This is a genomic window from uncultured Mailhella sp. (assembly GCF_905187505.1).
In the GTDB taxonomy this organism is placed as follows: domain Bacteria; phylum Desulfobacterota; class Desulfovibrionia; order Desulfovibrionales; family Desulfovibrionaceae; genus Mailhella.
This window is the reverse complement of sequence record NZ_CAJJIC010000001.1, coordinates 69,015-85,679: the sequence shown is the minus strand read 5'-3', so window position 1 is coordinate 85,679 and position 16,665 is coordinate 69,015. Positions and strand designations below refer to the sequence as shown.

Sequence of the window (16,665 nt, the reverse complement as noted above, 5' to 3'; positions counted from 1 at the left end):
CGCGTGCTGCCGGTCGGTCGCGGGACGTCGGACCCGGAGCAACGGCGGAAGATGACAAAGCGCCCCTGAGACTCACGGCAAGCTCAGGGGCGCTTCTGTTTTTCCATGTCGGATTACTTCATGGAACGATACTTCAGGTAATGCTTGAATGCCCGATGCAGGTTGTGAAGGCGATGGAGCAGACTGTAATGCGTTTCGACGCCGGAAGCATTGAGATAGCTGACGGCTTCTTTTTCGGACAGGTTATTCATCATCTTGTTGACGTAGAAGGAGTCCCAGTCTGCCAGGAAGTGACGTTCAACGCCTTCCTCTCTGGCGATGGCGTCCAGTATGCCGCAGTAGATTTCCCGTCCCTTCCGCATTTTTGCTATGGTTCGGCTCCGTATTTCCTGAGGCGTGATGGGAAGAGCCATGGCCTTTTTCACCGCTTCGGCGATGGCGTCGGGATCAGGATCGGCCCATATGACGTAGTCCTTGTCGAACATGGCGTCGCGGCCTCCGATATTGGGTGTCGTGACCACGGGCAGACCGCAGAGCAGGTATTCAACCGCGGCAAAGCATGCGCCTTCCTGAGCAGAGGCAATGATGCCGCATCGGCTGGCGGAGAGCATTTCGCAGATTTTGTCGTTGTCGAACCACTGCCATGCTTTTCCGTCGAACTGCGGACAGATGAGATTGGGACACGCGGCGCTCTCTCCTCCAGCATGGGGGAGAATGAGCTTTTCGTATTCATAGTCGGAAGGATCGAGGAAGTAGGTGAGCAGGGCGCAGTTTTCCACCCTGCTCAACAGTTCCAGTCGCTTATATGGCGCCATGCGTGAATTGGAGATGGCGTCATACTTTTTTTCCACCTGCCGTATCGTGTAGCAGCGCTCGTCAATGAGACAGTTCTGGTTGCACAGTTCGGAACGAACGCCGTGAGCTCGAAGCAGTTCAAGTTCTTCCGGTTCGTTTGCCAGCACGGTCACTATGATCCACGGATACTGTCTGGCATATTTATGATATTCCTCAGCAAGTCGTTCGATCTTTTTCTGCGGGCGTATGGACATATTAATGGTAAGAACAATGTGAATGTTCTTGCCCTTTCGTATGTAGGGAGCCAGCTGCTTTACGGGCGTGTAGATATGACCGAAATTATAGCTGTGGAATATAAGAGGATCCTGTGAGACCTTGCACAGTGTAGGCATCACTTCCTCCTGAAGGTTAGACAGTGAACAGAAAGCCTACACGTTGAAGAGGAAGTTCATCATGTCGCCGTCCTTGACGACATAGTCCTTGCCTTCCACTCGGAGCACGCCGGCGGAGCGGCAGGCCGCTTCGGACTTGTACTTCATGTAGTCTTCGTAGCTGATGACTTCGGCGCGGATGAAGCCTTTTTCAAAGTCGGTATGGATGACGCCTGCAGCCTGCGGAGCCTTCCAGCCCTGGCGGAACGTCCAGGCACGCACTTCCTTGGGACCGGCGGTAAGGAAGCTGGCAAGCCCGAGGGTGTGGTAGCCCATGCGGATGATGTTCTCAAGGCCGCTCTCCTTGATGCCGTAGGATTCCAGCATTTCCGCCTGTTCGGCGTCGGAGAGTCCCTGAAGTTCTTCTTCGAGACGGGCGCATATCTTCACCATGCCGCATCCTCTGGCTTCCGCCAGAGAGCGCAGTGCCTTCACGTGATCGTTGTCTTCTTCAAGACCGGCCTCGTCGACGTTGGCGCAGTAGATGAACTTTTTGGCCGTGAGCAGGGAGAGCTCGCGCCAGACCTGCTTGAAGGGCTCGTTGAGTTCGGGCACCTCGAAGGTGGAGCCGCTCTTGCCTTCGCCAAGATGGGCCACCAGCGCTTCCAGTACGGGCTGGGCCTTCTGCATTTCCTTGTCGAATTTCGATTTCTTTTTCAGCGTGTCGAGGCGCTTTTCCGCCGTGTCGAGATCGGCGAGAAGAAGTTCGGTTTCAATGGTGTCCACGTCGCGCAGCGGATCGACGCTGCCGTCCACATGCGCGATGTTTTCATCGTCGAAGCAGCGCACCACTTCCACAATGGCGGCACACTCGCGGATGTTGGCAAGAAACTGATTGCCGAGGCCTTCACCCTTGCTTGCGCCGCGCACGAGACCGGCGATGTCCACGAAGTCCACGGTGGCATAGATGGTCTTGGCAGGCTTCACGAGATCGGTAAGCGCGTCGACTCTCTTGTCGGGCACGGCCACGGTGGCCTTGTTTGGTTCGATGGTGCAGAAGGGGTAGTTGGCGGCTTCGGCGTTCTGCGCCTTGGTGAGCGCGTTGAAAAGAGTGGACTTGCCCACGTTGGGCAGACCGACGATTCCCAGACTTAATGACATGACAGACTCCGAAAGAAAGCGGGACGCGCCTCAGCCGCGCACGGCGATGTGGAGGTTGGCGACGCCCAGCGTGAAGGGGATGTGCTGAACAAAGGCGAAGCCCGCCTCGCGCAGTTCGTCGCTGAACGCCGCGGGTTTCGGAAAGTTTTCGATGGTGCCGGCAAAGTAGTCATAGGCCGAGGTGGAGTGACTGACAAGGCCGGCAAGCTTGGGCATGACGTGACGCAGATACCAGTGATAGCACGGACCGAACAGAGGCGTGGACACGGGAGCAAATTCCAGTATGCAGGCTCTGCCTCCGGGCACGAGCAGACGGTGCATTTCGCGCAGGGCATCCATGCGGGGGCGCACGTTGCGGATGCCGAAGGCGATGGTCACGGCGTCGGCGCAGCCGTCCGGCAGGGGCATGTTGCGGGCATCGGCCACCATGGTGGTCACGCGGGAGCGCTCGCCCGCCCGCATCTTATGCTCTTCGCCGTAGCGGAGCATGGGTTCGCAGATGTCGGTGGCATAGACGCGCAGCTCGGGATAGCGGCGGATGAGCGCAAGCGTGACGTCGAGCGTGCCCGCCGCCATGTCGATGACCGTGTTCGTGGGGCCGGGCACCACGGAGCGCACGAGATTGCGACGCCACCAGCAGTCGAGGAAAAGGCTGAACACGCGGTTCTGAAGGTCATACCACGGGGTCATGCGGCCGAACATTTCAGACACGTTGCGGGTATGTTCATCGCCGGGGCCCTTGCCGGAAGCGCCGTCCGCGGAGCTCCCTTCGGAAGCGGACTGCGCGATGCCGCCCGACGCTTCACCCGTCTGTTCCTTGCGGAGATTCTCATCTCCGGAAGTGTTCTGGCTCATTGTGCGTCTCCTTCCTGTTCAAGCTTTTCCCTGCCCTTCAGGGCCGTGTCCATGACCACGCGGTAGATGGAAGGGAAGATTTCTTCAAAGTTGCTGGGAGAAAGGCGCTGCGACTCAATGAACTTCACCGCGATTTCCTTGCTCACCTGCATGATTTCACGTTCCAGTTTTTCCATATATGCTCCTGCGGCGGTGCCGCAAGCTGAAGGCAAAAAAACCCGCCTGTGGGGAATGGCCCCGGCCACCGCGGCTGGGAACCGGGCGGGTCAAAAAGACGGGAAGGGGTACCCCCCAGCCTTTTTATGTTGACATGAATCCGTCATGCGGCCGGACCCGGAAGTCCCCGGGCTGGTCCCGGCCGCATGACGGACGGAATTTCAATCAGCGGCGTCTGTCCGGGACAGATCCCGCACGCAGTCTTCCGTCAGAACATGTCCTTCAGAAGATCCTCACCCTGCTGGGCCTGTTCGGCGGCCTGCTGAGCGAGCTCGGGATCAACCTCGCCGTCGAGGGCGTCGATCCCGTAGCCGGTTCCGGGTTCCGTGCCTTCGATGAAGGGCATGCTCATGCCGCCGGCGTCGGCGAACACGATGCCGTCGGGCTTCGGGAAATCGTCCGGCGGATAGGCTTTCAGTGCCTCCTTCGCATAGTAGATGTAGGCGGGAAGCGCCGCTCCGGAGCCTGTTTCTCCGCGTCCCATGGGCTGAAGCTGATCGTAGCCTATGTAGGTTGCGGTGACGAGATAGGGCGTTATGCCGATGAACCACGCGTCGTTTTCGTCGTTGGTGGTGCCGGTCTTGCCGCCGAGGGGACGTCCGAGCACGCGGGCCTTGCCGCCGGTGCCGAAGTTGACCACGCCCTCGAGAAGCTTGGACATGACATAGGCGTTCTGCGGCGTGATGGCCTGCACGGATTCGGGCTGACTTTCGTAGATGGTGTTGCCCCAGGGCCCCTGAATGCTGGTGATGAAGCGCGGGGAGCTCACCTTGCCGCCGTTGGCAAAGGCCGTGTATGCCTGCGCGAGGTTGAGCGGCGAAACGGCCACGGCGCCGAGGCTGATGGAAAGCGTGGCGGGAAAATCAGGCGTAAGGCGCAGAGCCTTGGCCCGGGCAATGATGTGTTCCACGCCCATCTGCTGCGCCACGCGGACGGTGCAGAGGTTGCGCGAACGGGCCAGCGCCCGGTACAGAGGCATGGGGCCGTCGAACTTGCCGTCGTCGTTGCCGGGACGCCAGGCCTTCTTGGTCCACTTGTCGATGAGAATGATGGGCGCGTCGAGCAGCATGGACGCCGGAGTGAAGCCGTTGTCCAGCGCGGCCGAGTAGACGATGGGCTTGAATGACGAGCCCGGCTGACGCTGTGCCTGCGTGACGCGGTTGAACTGCGAACCGGAACTGCCGAAGGAGTAGCCGCCCACCATGGCCACCACGTCGCCGTTTTCCGGTTCGATGGACACCATGGCTCCCTGCACGTCGGGGTATTGCTGCAAACGCAGGGCTATGACCGGCTCGCTGGTGCGGGAGGCGGCGTTTTGTGCGTTCTTCTGGGACTGCGCGCCATTGGAGGTTTTCTTCTGCTTCTGGGAAGAGGCCGGAGTCTGGTCTCGGGAAACCCATATGACGTCGCCCGGCTTGACCACGCGCGTGGCATCGCGCATGACCACGGCCGTGACCGATCCGGCCACGCGCTTGTTGGGCTTGCGCGCCCAGTTCATGGTGCGCACGTTCACGTATCCGCGCTGCGTTTCAGACAAAAGCACGTCGGCGCCGGACTTGCTCACGCCGGTCACGAGGGCGAGAGCCCAGCCGTCGTCGTCGAGATCGGAGAGCTGGAAGTCCTTTTTCTTAAGAAAATCCGTGTATTCCGACGGTTCGAGGTGCTTTACGGGGCCAAGCCAGCCGTGACGCTTGGTGGCGTCTTCCAGACCGTGGCGCAGGCCTTCGTTGGCAGCCTTCTGCTGCAGAGGATCCATGGCGGTGTGCACGGTGAGGCCGAGCTCGTACACGGCGTCTTCGCCGTAGATGCCGAAGTCGTAGCCGTTCTTCTTGCAGTTCTCTTCCGAGAACATGTCAACGAGCAGGCGGCGCACTTCTTCAAGATACCACGCTCCGTCAGGGTTGGAAGAGGGCATGGCCTTGTATTCGAGCTTCTGATTGATGGCTTCGTCGTATTCGGCGTCGCTTATCCAGCCGAGGTCGCGAAGACGGCGGAGCACGTGATGCTGACGGTTCTGAGCGGCTTCGGGATTGCGGTAGGGATTGTAGGCCGAAGGCGACTGGCCGAGACCGGCGATGAGCGCGGCTTCGGCTATGGTGAGGTCCTTGGCGTTCTTGGCAAAGTACACGCGCGCGGCGGCTTCGACGCCGTAGGCATTGTTGCCGAGGAAAATCTGGTTGATGTAGAGGGTGAGTATTTCATCCTTGCTGAGCTGCTTTTCCAGACGGTAGGCAAGAATGGCTTCCTTGATCTTGCGTTCGTAGCTCTTTTCCGGCGTGAGCATGAGACGCTTGACCACCTGCTGCGTGATGGTGCTTCCGCCCTGCCGGGTGGAGCCGTGCTGGAAGTTGGCTATGGCCGCGCGGATGATGGCCTTGATGTCCACGCCGGGATGATTGTAGAACTGATCGTCCTCCACGGCGAGAAAGGCCTGAGGCACCACCTTGGGCAGCTGGTCGAGCGTGACGAGGAAGCGCCGTTCGTGATAAAGCTGGCCTATGAGACTGCCGTCGCGCGCAAGGACGGTGGTCACGAGCGGAGGCCGGTAGTCGGCGATCTTGCTGAAGCTCGGCAAATCGTCGGCAACCCACTGGTAGATCATGTACCCGCCTGCCGCCGCACCGAGGGCTCCGAGCAGCACGAGCGTGCCGAAAAGATACAGAAGCGTGCCGAAGAACCCGCGCTTTCTGCGGCGTTTTCTGCGGCCTCCCCGGGGATCGGCGTCCAGCGACAGAAGTTCGCTGTCCGACTCGTCTTCCATGACCGGTTCGGAGGACTTTTTTCTTCTGCCGCGGGCGGGCGTGCCTAAATCGAGCCTGTCGAGTCCGTTATCGTTGTTCCAGTCGTTGTTGCTCATGGCGATAGGGAAAACCGTGTGTCGGGTTGAGGCGCTCCGACGGGGGAGCGCCGTGACGTGAGAGTCTTCTACGCCTGGCCGAGGAAGCGGGCGAGCGCTTCGTTGACCATGGCGGGGTTGGCCTTGCCTCGCATTTCGCGCATGACCTGTCCCACGAAGAAGCTGATGAGCTTGGTCTTGCCGCCTCTGTACGCTTCCGCTTCGGCGGGATGCGCGGCGAGAACCTTCTGCACGGCGGCGTCGATGGCGCCGGTGTCGGACACCTGCACGAGTCCGCGGGCCTTGACGAGCTCGGCGGGCATGATCTCGCCCTTCATGAGCTCGGGGAAAATGTCGGCCGCAATCTTGGCGGAAATGGTGCCGTTGCCGATGATGGCGACAAGCTCGGCCAGGGCTTCGGGAGAAATTTTGATGTCGGCGGTGCTTATGCCGCTCTGATTGACCTCGCGCATCATCATGCCGAGCATGATGTTGGCCACCTTTTTGGGCTGAGAGCAGATGTTGCAGGCCTTTTCAAAAAGCACGGCAAGGTGCGGATCGGAGCAGAGCTGCTCGGCATCCTGTTCGGGAAGCTGAAAGTCGCCCATGTAGCGGGCCATGCGGGCTTCGGGAAGTTCCGGCTGCGTGGCCGCCCATTCGGCGAGCTCCTCGTCGGTGATGACCACCGGGAGCAGGTCGGGATCGGGAAAATAGCGGTAGTCCTGCGCGTCCTCCTTGCTGCGCATGGGCGCGGTAAGGTTGCGGGCGGCGTCGTAGAGGCGGGTTTCCTGAATCACTTCCTCGCCGTCGTCGAGCAGATCGGACTGTCTTGCGATTTCAAACTCGATGGCGCGCTGCACGTTGCGGAAGGAATTGAGGTTCTTCAGTTCCGTGCGGGTGCCGAGCTTCTTTTCCCCGCGGGGACGTATGGACACGTTGGCGTCGCAGCGGAAGCAGCCTTCCTCCATGTTGCCGTTGCTGATGCCGAGGCTCACCACCATGGCATGCAGTTTCTTGAGGTAGGCCACGGCTTCTTCCGCGCTGCGCAGATCCGGCTCGCTCACGATTTCGATGAGAGGCGTACCGGCCCGGTTGAGGTCAACATAGCTGAAATTTTCGCCCTGAGGATGGATGTTCTTGCCCGCGTCGTCTTCCATGTGGATGCGGGTGATGCCGATGCGGCGCTTTTCCCCGTTGACCGTGATGTCGAGCCAGCCGTGCTCGCAGAGGGGAAGCTCGAACTGCGAAATCTGGTAGTCCTTGGGCATGTCGGGGTAGAAATAGTTTTTCCGGGCGAACTGAGAGCGCTGATTGATGGTCGCGTGGATGGCGAGCGCCATGCGCGAGGCGTATTCCACGGCCTTGCGGTTGAGCACGGGCAGAACGCCGGGCATTCCGGCGCAAACTTCGCAGACATTGGTGTTGGGCTCGTCGCCGAAGGAATTGGGGCAGGAACAGAAAAGCTTGCTGGCAGTGGCCAGGTGCACGTGCACTTCCAGGCCGATGACAGCCTCGTATGCGGACATGGGGTACTCCCTGATGATAGCGGATAAACAAAGCCTCCCGGGCGGAGGAATCTGTACTCCTATCATTAAAAACGGCGAGGCTCAAGCGCAACCCGGACGTTCGGCCGCAGTGCGGAGAGGAGCCGACGAAGCGGGAGTCGTCCGTTCCGCAAATGCGGCGTCGGCGGAAGGCAAACACGTTTCCGGCGTTACGTTTCGCCGTGATGGCGAGGCACCGGCGTCCGGAACCTGCCTGCGTGCTCTCAGAGGCTTTCTCTTCTGCCCGGTCCCGAAGTGACGATGCCCCGGTCGATGAGGCGGCGCAGATACCAGCTTGTGTCGCTCACCAGCATGTAAAGCTGGTCGGGCACGCCCTGGATTTCCAGAACGTCGCCGAAATCCAGCGGAAGATTCTCCTGACCGTCCACGGACAGAAGCACCTGATCGCCGTGACGGCAGGCTTCAAGTCGTATGCGCGAAGCGGCGGGCAGGGCGATGGGCGGAAAGCCGCCGGCAAAGGGACAGATGGGGGTGACGAGCTGGGCATTCATGGAGGGCATGGTGAGAGGCCCCCCGGCGGAAGCCGTGTACGCGGTGGAGCCGAGCGGCGTGGACACGATGACGCCGTCGCAGCGCAGCGTGCTGAAATGCACGTCGTCTATGGTGAGACTCAGGGAGACGGCGCGGGCCACGACGCCGTGGGCGGTGACCACGTCGTTGATGGCCACGCCTTCGCTTCGGGGATGAAGGTCGTTTCCCTCCCGTCTCAGAATGCGCCAGCGCAGCGTGAGATGGCGTTCAAGTTCCCATCGCCCCAGAATCATGTCGGCAAGCGGCTTTTCCCAGCCCTCGGCGGGCAGGGATGCCAGAAATCCCACGCGCCCGAAATTCATGCCCGCAAGCGGCGTGCGTATGCCTGCCAGACGGCGCGCCACGCCCACCATGGTGCCGTCGCCGCCGAGCACGAGCACGGCGTCGCTTGCAGCGGCTTCGGCCCGCATGGTGATGGCATCGGCTCCGGCGGAAAGCAGAATGCCGTCCACATGGCGTGCCTTCAGCCAGGAGAGCAGTTCCCGACCGGCGTTTTCCGGCTGAGGATTGTCCTTGTGAAGAATGAGAAGACGCGAGATGGGATGCATGGAATGTCCTTTGAGGGCCTCCCGGCGCGTGCCGCAGAGCGGAAGGCGGAATAAAACGTGCGCCGGGATGAAGACAGTCCGGGGCATGGGAGTCTTGTACTCTAAAGAACAATCCCGCGCAACGGAAAAATGAAACGGACGTCCCGTGTCAGGCCTTCTGCAGAGGGGGCGTGCCAGCCGTCGCGGCAGGTGCGCAGGGCGCAGAGAAAGAGGCGCATTGCCGGAAAAAGGCCGCTTCTTCCCCTTGCCGAAGCCGGAGACGGAGTTATCTTCTGAGCACGGAACGCATCCTGTTTCCGCCGGTTCGGCAACAATTCCGGCCATTGTCAGCCCCGTCGCTTTGGGGTATGGTTCCTTGTTCGTAAACTCGCGGCTGCCGCCGCTTATGCCAAGCATCATGGAGCATCATGAAAACAGCTCTTGAAATCATACAGGAACACGCCGAGGAAGGCGCGCGACTGCGCCGAACCTTCCTTGCGGATGTCGCTCCCGTTCTTGACGCCGCTTCCCGCAGCATGGCCCGCTGCCTTGCCGCCGGGGGAAAGATTCTTGTCTGCGGCAACGGAGGAAGCGCCGCCGACGCCCAGCACATGACCGGCGAACTCCTGGGACGGTTTCTCATGGAGCGGCCGTCGCTTCCGGCCGTGGCCCTTACGGTGGACACGTCCACGCTCACGGCCGTGGGCAACGACTACGGCTACGAGGAAGTGTTTTCCCGCCAGGTTTCCGGACTCGGACGTCCCGGAGACGTGCTGGTGGCCTTTTCCACCTCGGGCGGAAGCGTCAACGTCATAAAAGCCATAGAGACCGCCCGTGCTGCGGGCATGACGGTCGTCGGACTGACCGGAAAGGGCGGGGGCCGCATGGCGTCCATGTGCGACTATCTGCTCGACGTGCCTCACGGACACACGCCGCTCATTCAGGAAATGCACGAGGCGTGCATGCACCTCATGTGTCAGCTTGTCGACTACTATCTTTTTGAAAATGTCCGGGCCCTCAGCGATGAGAACCCGAAAGGAGCCTGATATCCATGCCTATCTATGAATACCGCTGCAAGGCCTGCAACCATACGTTTGAAGATCTCGTCTTCGGCGATGAAAAGCCTTCCTGCCCCAAGTGCCATTCCACGGAAACGGAAAAGATGATTTCGCGCTGCTCCTGCCGACTTGCGGACGGCACGCCCGATTCCTTCGATCTTTCGTCCGCTCCGGCCTCGGGCGGCGGCTGCGCCGGCTGCTCCGGCGGAAACTGCGCAAGCTGCGGTCACTAAGGTGTGCGGGAGAGCCTTCGCGGGCGCTCCCCGTTACCGCTTTCCTTGTTTTCATAAGGGGTTCCATGGGCGTGATCCGTCAAGGTCGCGCTCATGATTTTTCTTTTTCAAGGGAGCCTTCGGCCGCATGAGGCGCGACGCATCGTCGTTTCCGCGCCGCGCGGGAACGCTTTCGCAGGCATGGTCGAAAGGTCTCTGCCGGAAAGGGAACGTCCCTTCGCTGCGTGGCCTTCCCTTTCCAGGGAGCCTTCGGCGCGTGTTCCTGCGTTGCGGTCGTACAGAATCTTCACGCTTTTTCTGGCGAAGCGTCCGTGCCGTGCCCGGCGTTTTCGGAATCCTCGTTCATCATGCCGTTTCCCGACAAGGGAGCCTCGAGCCTCTCAGGGCGACGAAAGGGTCCGGCTGGGCTTCATGCCCGCCGGTTCCGGCAACTCTGGAGTTTATATGAAAAAAATCATCATCGCCACGCGGGGAAGCAAGCTTGCGCTGTGGCAGGCGGAACATATCAGGGAACGCCTTCTGGCGCATCATGCCGGCCTTGAGGTCGAGCTGCTCGTGCTCAAGACCAAGGGCGACGTCATTCTCGACGTGCCGCTGGCCAAGGTGGGCGGCAAGGGTCTGTTCGTCAAGGAAATCGAGGAAGCGCTGCTTTCCGGCGCGGCGGACATCGCGGTGCACAGCATGAAGGACGTTCCCATGGTGCTGCCCGAGGGACTTGTGCTCGGTGCCGTGCCGGAGCGGGAAATCTGCACCGATCTTTTTCTTTCCGAAAACTATGCCTCGCTTTCCGCTCTTCCTGCCGGTGCCGTGCTGGGAACGAGCTCCCTGCGCAGACAGGCGCAGGTTCTGGCCCTGCGCCCCGACATCCGCGTGGACATGCTGCGCGGCAACGTGGAAACCCGTCTGCGCAAGATGAAGGAAGGGCAGTATGACGCCATCATTCTTGCCCGTGCCGGAGTGAAGCGCCTCGGCCTTTCGGCAACGTGGCAGGAAGATCTTGTGCCGCCCGCCATGCTGCCCGCCGTGGGACAGGGCGCTCTCGGCGTGGAAATGAGGGAGGACAGGGAAGATCTGCATGAACTTCTCGCCTTTCTGGAGCATCGTCCCACGCGCCTGTGCGTTTCCGCCGAGCGCGCGTTCCTTCGTCGCCTCGACGGAGGCTGTCAGGTGCCCATTGCGGCCCACGCCGGGCTTTGCGGAGAAGAGCTGACGCTGGACGCCCTGGTGGCCGGCGTGGACGGCAAAACGGTGATACGCGGCTCTCTGCGCTCGAGCGCCTCGCTGGAAGAGGCGGAGCGCATGGGCCGTGCCCTTGCCGAAGAGCTGCTCGGCAGAGGCGCCGACCGCATTCTTGCCGAGCTTTATGACGGAGAAGAGGAGAAGGCATGAGTCCTGCGCTTCATCTCGTTGCGCCGCTGCCTGCGGAAAAGCTGCATCCTTCCTGGCCTGCGGAGCGCATCCCGTGGGAGGACAGTCGCGCCATTCCCCGCGGTGGCCGACGCCGTCCGGCTCAGCCCAGGGCGCTGGCCGCGCTGGAACTGGCCGTGCACATACGCAACTCCGGCTACAACGTCTATCTGGCCGGTTCTCCCGATCTCGGCCGGACCTATATGCTGTGCGACTTTCTTGAGCCCCTGGCTCGCAGGGAGGCCACGCCGCCGGACGTCATCTACGTCAACAACTTCAAGGACGAAGACAGACCCGTGCTCATTCAGCTTCCGGCCGGGCAGGGCGGACAGCTGCGCGATTCCCTGGCGGACGCCCTGCGGCAAATGCGCGAGGATCTGCCCGCGAGGCTGGATTCCGATGCCTTTTTGCGCAAACGCCGCGCCGGACGCGAGGAGTTTCGCGAAAAGCGCTCGGGCATGGTGAAGGAACTTGAGCGCATGGCCGAAGAAAAGGGCTTTGCCCTTGAGGCCGAGGAGCAGGGCTCGCTTTCGCTTTTTCCCATGAAGGAAGGCAGGCGTCTGAGCGATGAGGAAGTCGCGCTTCTGGACGCTCTGGAAAGGAAGGAGTTCAAGCGCCGTGCTGATCAGCTTTTGCAGAGCATGGCTCCCTTCGTCCGAAAGATGGGCGAGCTTGAGAAAAGCTTTCAGAAGAAGGAGCAGCAGCTTGAACGCGAAGCCGCGGAGTACCTGCTGAACCGACTGGTGGAGCCTGTGGCCGTCCGAGCCTGCCGCGTGTGCGGCTGCGAAGAGAAGACCGACGAGCTGCGCGCCTTTTTCGACGACCTTCGTGCCGATGTGCTGGAACACCTGGATCTGTTTCTGCCCAAGGACGGCCCTGCCGTTCTTCCCCATGGGGAAAACGCGTCCCCGCAGGAGCCGGATCTGTACCGCTACAGCGTCAACGTGCTTGTGGACAACGGCGGAATGCACGGCGCGCCCGTGGTGGTGGAGGATCACCCCACCTACGGCAACCTGCTCGGCTGCGTGGAGAGAGAATCGGAAATGGGCGCGCTGGTCACGGATTTCACGCTCATCAAGGCCGGCTCCCTGCACCGCGCCAACGGCGGCTATCTCATCCTGCACGTCAACGACCTTCTGGCGAACGGTCCCGCATGGGAAGGACTCATGCGCGCTCTGCGTTCCGGCGTGGCCCGCATCGAGGACCCGGACTTCAACGACACCTCCCGTGTGAAGGGCATAGAGCCCGAGCCCATGCCGCTCAATCTCAAGGTGGTGCTCGTGGGCGAGGATGAGCTTTACGAAATGCTCCTTGAGCGCGACGAGCGTTTTGCCAAGCAGTTCAAGATCAAGGCACAGATGGCTTCGGAAACCGAGCGCACGGCCCCGTCCGTCCGTTCCTGGCTCTGCCAGCTCGCCCGCATCATGGACGAGGCCGACCTGCTGCCCTTCGACCGCGAGGCCCTGGCCGGTCTGGTGGATCACGGCTCGGAACTGTGCGAGGATCATCGAAAGCTTTCCCTGCGCTTCCCTCTCATGCGCGAGACGCTCATCGAGGCGTCGGCCATGGCGTCCATGGCCGGCAAGTCCATGGTGGACAAGGCCAGTCTCGACGAGGCGCTGCGGGCAAGACGGCATCGTTCGGATCTTGTCGAGGAACTCTTCATGGAGGAATACGACAGGGACGTCATCAAGCTGCGCACCTCGGGAGCGGAAGTCGGCTGCGTCAACGGCCTTGCCGTCACCACGAGCGGAGACTATGAATTCGGTCTGCCGCATCAGATTTCCTGCACCGTGGGAGTGGGGCACGGCGGCATCATCGATCTTGAGCGCGAGGCGGAGCTCGGCGGCCCCATCCACACCAAGGCCATGATGATCCTCAAAAGCTATCTTGCCTCGCAGTTCGCGCACAACAAGCCGCTGGTGCTTTCCGGCAGTCTCTGCTTCGAGCAGAGCTACAGCGGCATTGAGGGAGATTCCGCCTCGGGTGCGGAGCTGGCGGCGCTGCTTTCCGCCATTTCCGAGGTTCCCATCCGGCTTTCTCTGGCCTTTACCGGCGCGGTGAGCCAGTCCGGACAGATCATGGCCGTGGGCGGCGTGACGCGCAAGATAGAGGGCTTTTTCGAGCTGTGCTCCCGCAGAGGTCTCACGGGCGAGCAGGGAGTCATTCTGCCGCGCGACAACGTGGAACATCTCATGCTGGACGAAAAGGTGGTCAATGCCGTGCGCGACGGAAAGTTTTCCATCTATCCCGTGACGCACATTGCCGAGGCCATGGAACTTCTGACCGGCATTCCCGCGGGACGCCGCCGCAAGGACGGGTCCTTCCCGAAGGACACCCTGTTCTGCAAGGTCGACGAGCGCCTGAGTGAGTTCGGCTGGCTGGCCGAGCACAGTTTCAAGACCAGGAGGCGCAGAACGCATCCCTGACACGGAAGTTTTTCGCGCTGACCGAGCGGTCCGACAAGGTCTCAGGCGCTTCTTTTGAAGTGGCCTCCTTGCGTGAACTTCCGGTATCATCATGAACAACGCCCGTCCGTTGTTTTCTTTGGGGGAAAAAAACGGACGGGCGTTTCGTCATGATTTCCGATGCGTTTCGTCTGCGTATGTTGCGGCAGCGGATGCCGGAGCACCTGAAAGCTTTTCTTTTCAGGCGTTCTTCGGTTCCCTCAAAAAGCACGCACATACTGCGCCGATGACGGCGAGAGGCGTGAGCAGATGCATGGCGGGGGCGAGTCCTCCCCACGCGTCGGCAGCCCAGCCGAGAACGGGAGCGAACATCCCGCCCACGCTCACGGCCACGCCGAGCGTGATGCCTGAGGCGAATCCCATGTTCTTGGAAAGATAGCGCTGCCCAAGCACGACCATGGAGCTGAACGGGGCGAACAGGGCAATGGCCAGCGGCGCGAGCAGAAGACCGGCCAGCCACGGGCTTGTCACCAGAGGAAAGACGGCCAGTATGGGCAGGGAGAGGAAGGACGCCCAGCGTATGATGCGGCGAAAGCCCCAGCGATCGGCGGCCGCGCCTCCGGTGAGGTTGCTGGCCACCCCGAACACGGAAAAGAGAACGAGCATGAGGTTGCCCGTGGCGGCGGAGGCGTGAAACACGCCCTGCCAGTAGAGGGGCAGATAGGTGGTGAAGGCCACGGTAAGGCCCATGCGGGTGAGCAGGCAGCCGGACAGTATGCCGAACGATCCCCATTCATTGGAAGCTCCCGCGCTGCCGCTCAGGACCTTGGGAGTCCTTGCCGCCATGTCCCAGGCGGACACGCGCCAGAAGAGCAGGGAGGCCATGACGAGACCGAGCAGACAGAAGGCCGCCGTGCCGTGCAGGCCGAAGCCTCCGAGGGTAAAGTCTCCCATGGGCACGCCGCCTACGGCCAGCATGACGATGACCGGTCCCATGAGCATGCCGCCGTTGCCGCCCACGGAAAAGATGCTGAGGCCGACGCCCTTGCGGTCGCCGGAAACGATGTTGGCGTAGCGCGCCGCTTCGGGGTGGAAGACAGCCGCGCCTATGCCTCCGACGACCAGGGAAAGGAACATGGCGTATTCATTGGAGAGAAAGCCTGTGGCGCCTATGCCCGTGGCGGCCATGAGAATGCCGAGAGGAATGAACCAGCCCCGGGCTATTCTGTCGGCCAGAAGCCCGAGTCCCGGCTGAACCAGGGAAGCCACGGCGGAATAGGCAAAGGCCAGAAAGCCGCAGGTCTGATAGTCGAAGCCGTGCGCCGCCGCCAGATAGGGCAGCAGGGCGGGAAGGGCGTGAGAGTTGAGATCGCAGGACAGATGACCGAGGGAAAGAAGCAGAATTTTTCTGTAGTTCATGGCAATGCGGGGAAACAGGGTGATCATGCGCGGCGGCATGGGTAGAGCCATGCTAGTCCACAGCCTTTCTCATGGCAAGATGCGGGAGCCGGTCTTTTCCGCCCTGAGCCTGAGGATCGGAGCAAAAGAAGATGGGACGGGGGGGCGGCGTCCTTACGGAAGGCTTCGTGCTTCGTGGCGCTGAAGGGGTGCGCCTTACGCGCTGACCGGAAGGAGTGGAAACCATGAAAAAGACCGTCCGCATCATGATGCGGACGGTCGGATATCGCGTTCAGCCGCTTTTCGGCGGCAGGAGGCGCTACTTGAACAGTTTGAGTCCTTCCTTCAGCAGGTTCTTTGCCTTGTCGCCGGCCTTGTCGCCATCCTTGAGCAGCGTGGAGCCCAGGTTCTTCGTCTGCTCCGCCGTCGCTTCGGCCAGTGTGCGGGAGACTTCCGTGGCCACGAGGAGGGCGGCCTTCGCGAAGCTGGCGCCGGATTCCTTGCGGCCGATGTCGGTCATGCGGATTTCAGGCAGCGGAACGTGGACGGTGACCTTGAGAAGGGGCACAAGGAGCGTGGCCTTCGCGTTGCGTATGACAAGTTCGTCGATGATGACCTTCTTTTTCGAGGCGTCGTCGGTCTTGCCGGAAGAGGCGGATGTGCCGGATTCCTTGTTTTCGTTCCTGTCGGCGTACTCCCGGACGTTTTTCAGGATGACGTCGAAGTTGCTGGTGTTCTTGCCGAGCTCGTAGACAAGTTCCGGGCCGTCGACGGTCACGTTGCGCACGATGACGACATCCTTGAACACGGAGCCTGTGTCAAGCGCCACGGCAATGGAGTCCACCGTTGCGGCATGACTGCCGCTGAAGCCCGCGGGGTTGCCTACGGAGAAGCCGCTGAACACGCCTTTGCCGGAGAAGAGGGAAAGATCGGCCTTGTCCAGATGCACGGCGGTGCCCGTAATCTTCGGACCTTCCGTGTTCACGGCCTTTTCCACGATGGAATTGAGAGAGAAAAAGAGAATGATGACGCCTGCAATCAGCAGGATGACCAGAGTGGCCAGAGCGATGAGCCATTTTTTCATGGACAGCCTCCATGAGGAAAGAGAGTTCCGGGACCGTGTACTTGTGACGCGTTGTGCCTGCGACGGAAAGAGAGGTCTGCGGCGGAATCGACGTGTTTTCGTGCCCTGTTCTGCTCTCTGCGGAGAGTGCGGCTTCACGGGCGCAGCCTGAGCGATTCCGGCAGAGGATCTTTTTCATGCCGAGTGTAGAGAAAAAAGAGAAAGAACGCCATGATGTCTG

Annotated in this window: 13 protein-coding genes; 4 read left to right on the top strand and 9 right to left on the bottom strand. The window is 61.2% G+C overall.

Translation table 11 applies throughout. The features are described from left to right. Positions 1-113: 113 nt before the first annotated feature. The 7 genes from QZZ60_RS00375 to QZZ60_RS00345 form a co-directional block, all read right to left on the bottom strand. Positions 114-1,187, bottom strand: a complete 1,074-nt coding sequence (locus QZZ60_RS00375; protein ID WP_295636241.1) for a glycosyltransferase — start codon at positions 1,185-1,187, stop codon at positions 114-116. Between the two features lie 36 nt (positions 1,188-1,223). Beyond that, positions 1,224-2,327 (bottom strand): redox-regulated ATPase YchF, encoded by a 1,104-nt coding sequence (ychF, locus tag QZZ60_RS00370; protein WP_295636239.1) that lies wholly within the window; start codon positions 2,325-2,327, stop codon positions 1,224-1,226. A gap of 30 nt (positions 2,328-2,357) precedes the next feature. Continuing rightward, on the bottom strand, positions 2,358-3,182 hold the full coding sequence (locus QZZ60_RS00365; RefSeq protein ID WP_295636237.1) for a ubiquinone/menaquinone biosynthesis methyltransferase: 825 nt from the start codon (positions 3,180-3,182) through the stop codon (positions 2,358-2,360). Beyond that, entirely contained in the window at positions 3,179-3,358 is a 180-nt protein-coding gene (locus QZZ60_RS00360; protein ID WP_295636235.1) for a hypothetical protein, read from the bottom strand. The genes QZZ60_RS00365 and QZZ60_RS00360 overlap by 4 nt, the downstream gene beginning before the upstream one ends. Positions 3,359-3,606: 248 nt before the next feature. Beyond that, positions 3,607-6,255, bottom strand: a complete 2,649-nt coding sequence (locus QZZ60_RS00355; RefSeq protein WP_295636234.1) for a penicillin-binding protein 1A — start codon at positions 6,253-6,255, stop codon at positions 3,607-3,609. Between the two features lie 68 nt (positions 6,256-6,323). Next, complete coding sequence (gene gatB, locus QZZ60_RS00350; protein WP_295636232.1) at positions 6,324-7,760, bottom strand: Asp-tRNA(Asn)/Glu-tRNA(Gln) amidotransferase subunit GatB; 1,437 nt, start codon at positions 7,758-7,760, stop codon at positions 6,324-6,326. A gap of 242 nt (positions 7,761-8,002) precedes the next feature. Beyond that, positions 8,003-8,878, bottom strand: coding sequence for an NAD(+)/NADH kinase (locus QZZ60_RS00345; RefSeq protein WP_295636230.1), 876 nt, complete (start codon positions 8,876-8,878; stop codon positions 8,003-8,005). 404 nt (positions 8,879-9,282) lie between these two features. On the opposite strand from QZZ60_RS00345, the gene QZZ60_RS00340 reads away from it, so the two are divergent. The 4 genes from QZZ60_RS00340 to QZZ60_RS00325 all read left to right on the top strand — a co-directional run bounded on the left by QZZ60_RS00340 (position 9,283) and on the right by QZZ60_RS00325 (position 13,984). Further along, on the top strand, positions 9,283-9,903 hold the full coding sequence (locus tag QZZ60_RS00340) for an SIS domain-containing protein (RefSeq protein ID WP_295636301.1): 621 nt from the start codon (positions 9,283-9,285) through the stop codon (positions 9,901-9,903). Between the two features lie 5 nt (positions 9,904-9,908). Further along, the gene (locus tag QZZ60_RS00335; RefSeq protein ID WP_295636228.1) at positions 9,909-10,148 is read left to right on the top strand and encodes a zinc ribbon domain-containing protein; all 240 of its coding nucleotides are present in this window, start codon (positions 9,909-9,911) and stop codon (positions 10,146-10,148) included. A gap of 444 nt (positions 10,149-10,592) precedes the next feature. Beyond that, positions 10,593-11,537, top strand: a complete 945-nt coding sequence (gene hemC, locus QZZ60_RS00330; RefSeq protein WP_295636226.1) for a hydroxymethylbilane synthase — start codon at positions 10,593-10,595, stop codon at positions 11,535-11,537. Further along, positions 11,534-13,984, top strand: coding sequence for a Lon protease family protein (locus QZZ60_RS00325; RefSeq protein WP_295636224.1), 2,451 nt, complete (start codon positions 11,534-11,536; stop codon positions 13,982-13,984). Before hemC ends, QZZ60_RS00325 begins: the two co-directional genes overlap by 4 nt. A gap of 219 nt (positions 13,985-14,203) precedes the next feature. Here QZZ60_RS00325 and QZZ60_RS00320 read toward each other — a convergent pair whose 3' ends face one another. Both QZZ60_RS00320 and QZZ60_RS00315 read right to left on the bottom strand, forming a co-directional pair. After that, positions 14,204-15,433, bottom strand: a complete 1,230-nt coding sequence (locus QZZ60_RS00320) for an MFS transporter (RefSeq protein WP_295636222.1) — start codon at positions 15,431-15,433, stop codon at positions 14,204-14,206. Positions 15,434-15,680: 247 nt separating this feature from the next. Beyond that, complete coding sequence (locus QZZ60_RS00315; RefSeq protein ID WP_295636220.1) at positions 15,681-16,445, bottom strand: hypothetical protein; 765 nt, start codon at positions 16,443-16,445, stop codon at positions 15,681-15,683. Positions 16,446-16,665: the final 220 nt, after the last annotated feature.

Excerpts from the sequence above, each read along its gene's own strand:
- QZZ60_RS00375 (WP_295636241.1), bottom strand. The coding sequence starts at position 1,187 with ATGCCTACACTGTGCAAGGTCTCACAGGATCCTCTTATATTCCACAGC.
- ychF (WP_295636239.1), bottom strand. The coding sequence starts at position 2,327 with ATGTCATTAAGTCTGGGAATCGTCGGTCTGCCCAACGTGGGCAAGTCC.
- QZZ60_RS00365 (WP_295636237.1), bottom strand. The coding sequence starts at position 3,182 with ATGAGCCAGAACACTTCCGGAGATGAGAATCTCCGCAAGGAACAGACG.
- QZZ60_RS00360 (WP_295636235.1), bottom strand. The coding sequence starts at position 3,358 with ATGGAAAAACTGGAACGTGAAATCATGCAGGTGAGCAAGGAAATCGCG.
- QZZ60_RS00355 (WP_295636234.1), bottom strand. The coding sequence starts at position 6,255 with ATGAGCAACAACGACTGGAACAACGATAACGGACTCGACAGGCTCGAT.
- gatB (WP_295636232.1), bottom strand. The coding sequence starts at position 7,760 with ATGTCCGCATACGAGGCTGTCATCGGCCTGGAAGTGCACGTGCACCTG.
- QZZ60_RS00345 (WP_295636230.1), bottom strand. The coding sequence starts at position 8,878 with ATGCATCCCATCTCGCGTCTTCTCATTCTTCACAAGGACAATCCTCAG.
- QZZ60_RS00335 (WP_295636228.1), top strand. The coding sequence starts at position 9,909 with ATGCCTATCTATGAATACCGCTGCAAGGCCTGCAACCATACGTTTGAA.
- hemC (WP_295636226.1), top strand. The coding sequence starts at position 10,593 with ATGAAAAAAATCATCATCGCCACGCGGGGAAGCAAGCTTGCGCTGTGG.
- QZZ60_RS00325 (WP_295636224.1), top strand. The coding sequence starts at position 11,534 with ATGAGTCCTGCGCTTCATCTCGTTGCGCCGCTGCCTGCGGAAAAGCTG.
- QZZ60_RS00320 (WP_295636222.1), bottom strand. The coding sequence starts at position 15,433 with ATGGCTCTACCCATGCCGCCGCGCATGATCACCCTGTTTCCCCGCATT.
- QZZ60_RS00315 (WP_295636220.1), bottom strand. The coding sequence starts at position 16,445 with ATGAAAAAATGGCTCATCGCTCTGGCCACTCTGGTCATCCTGCTGATT.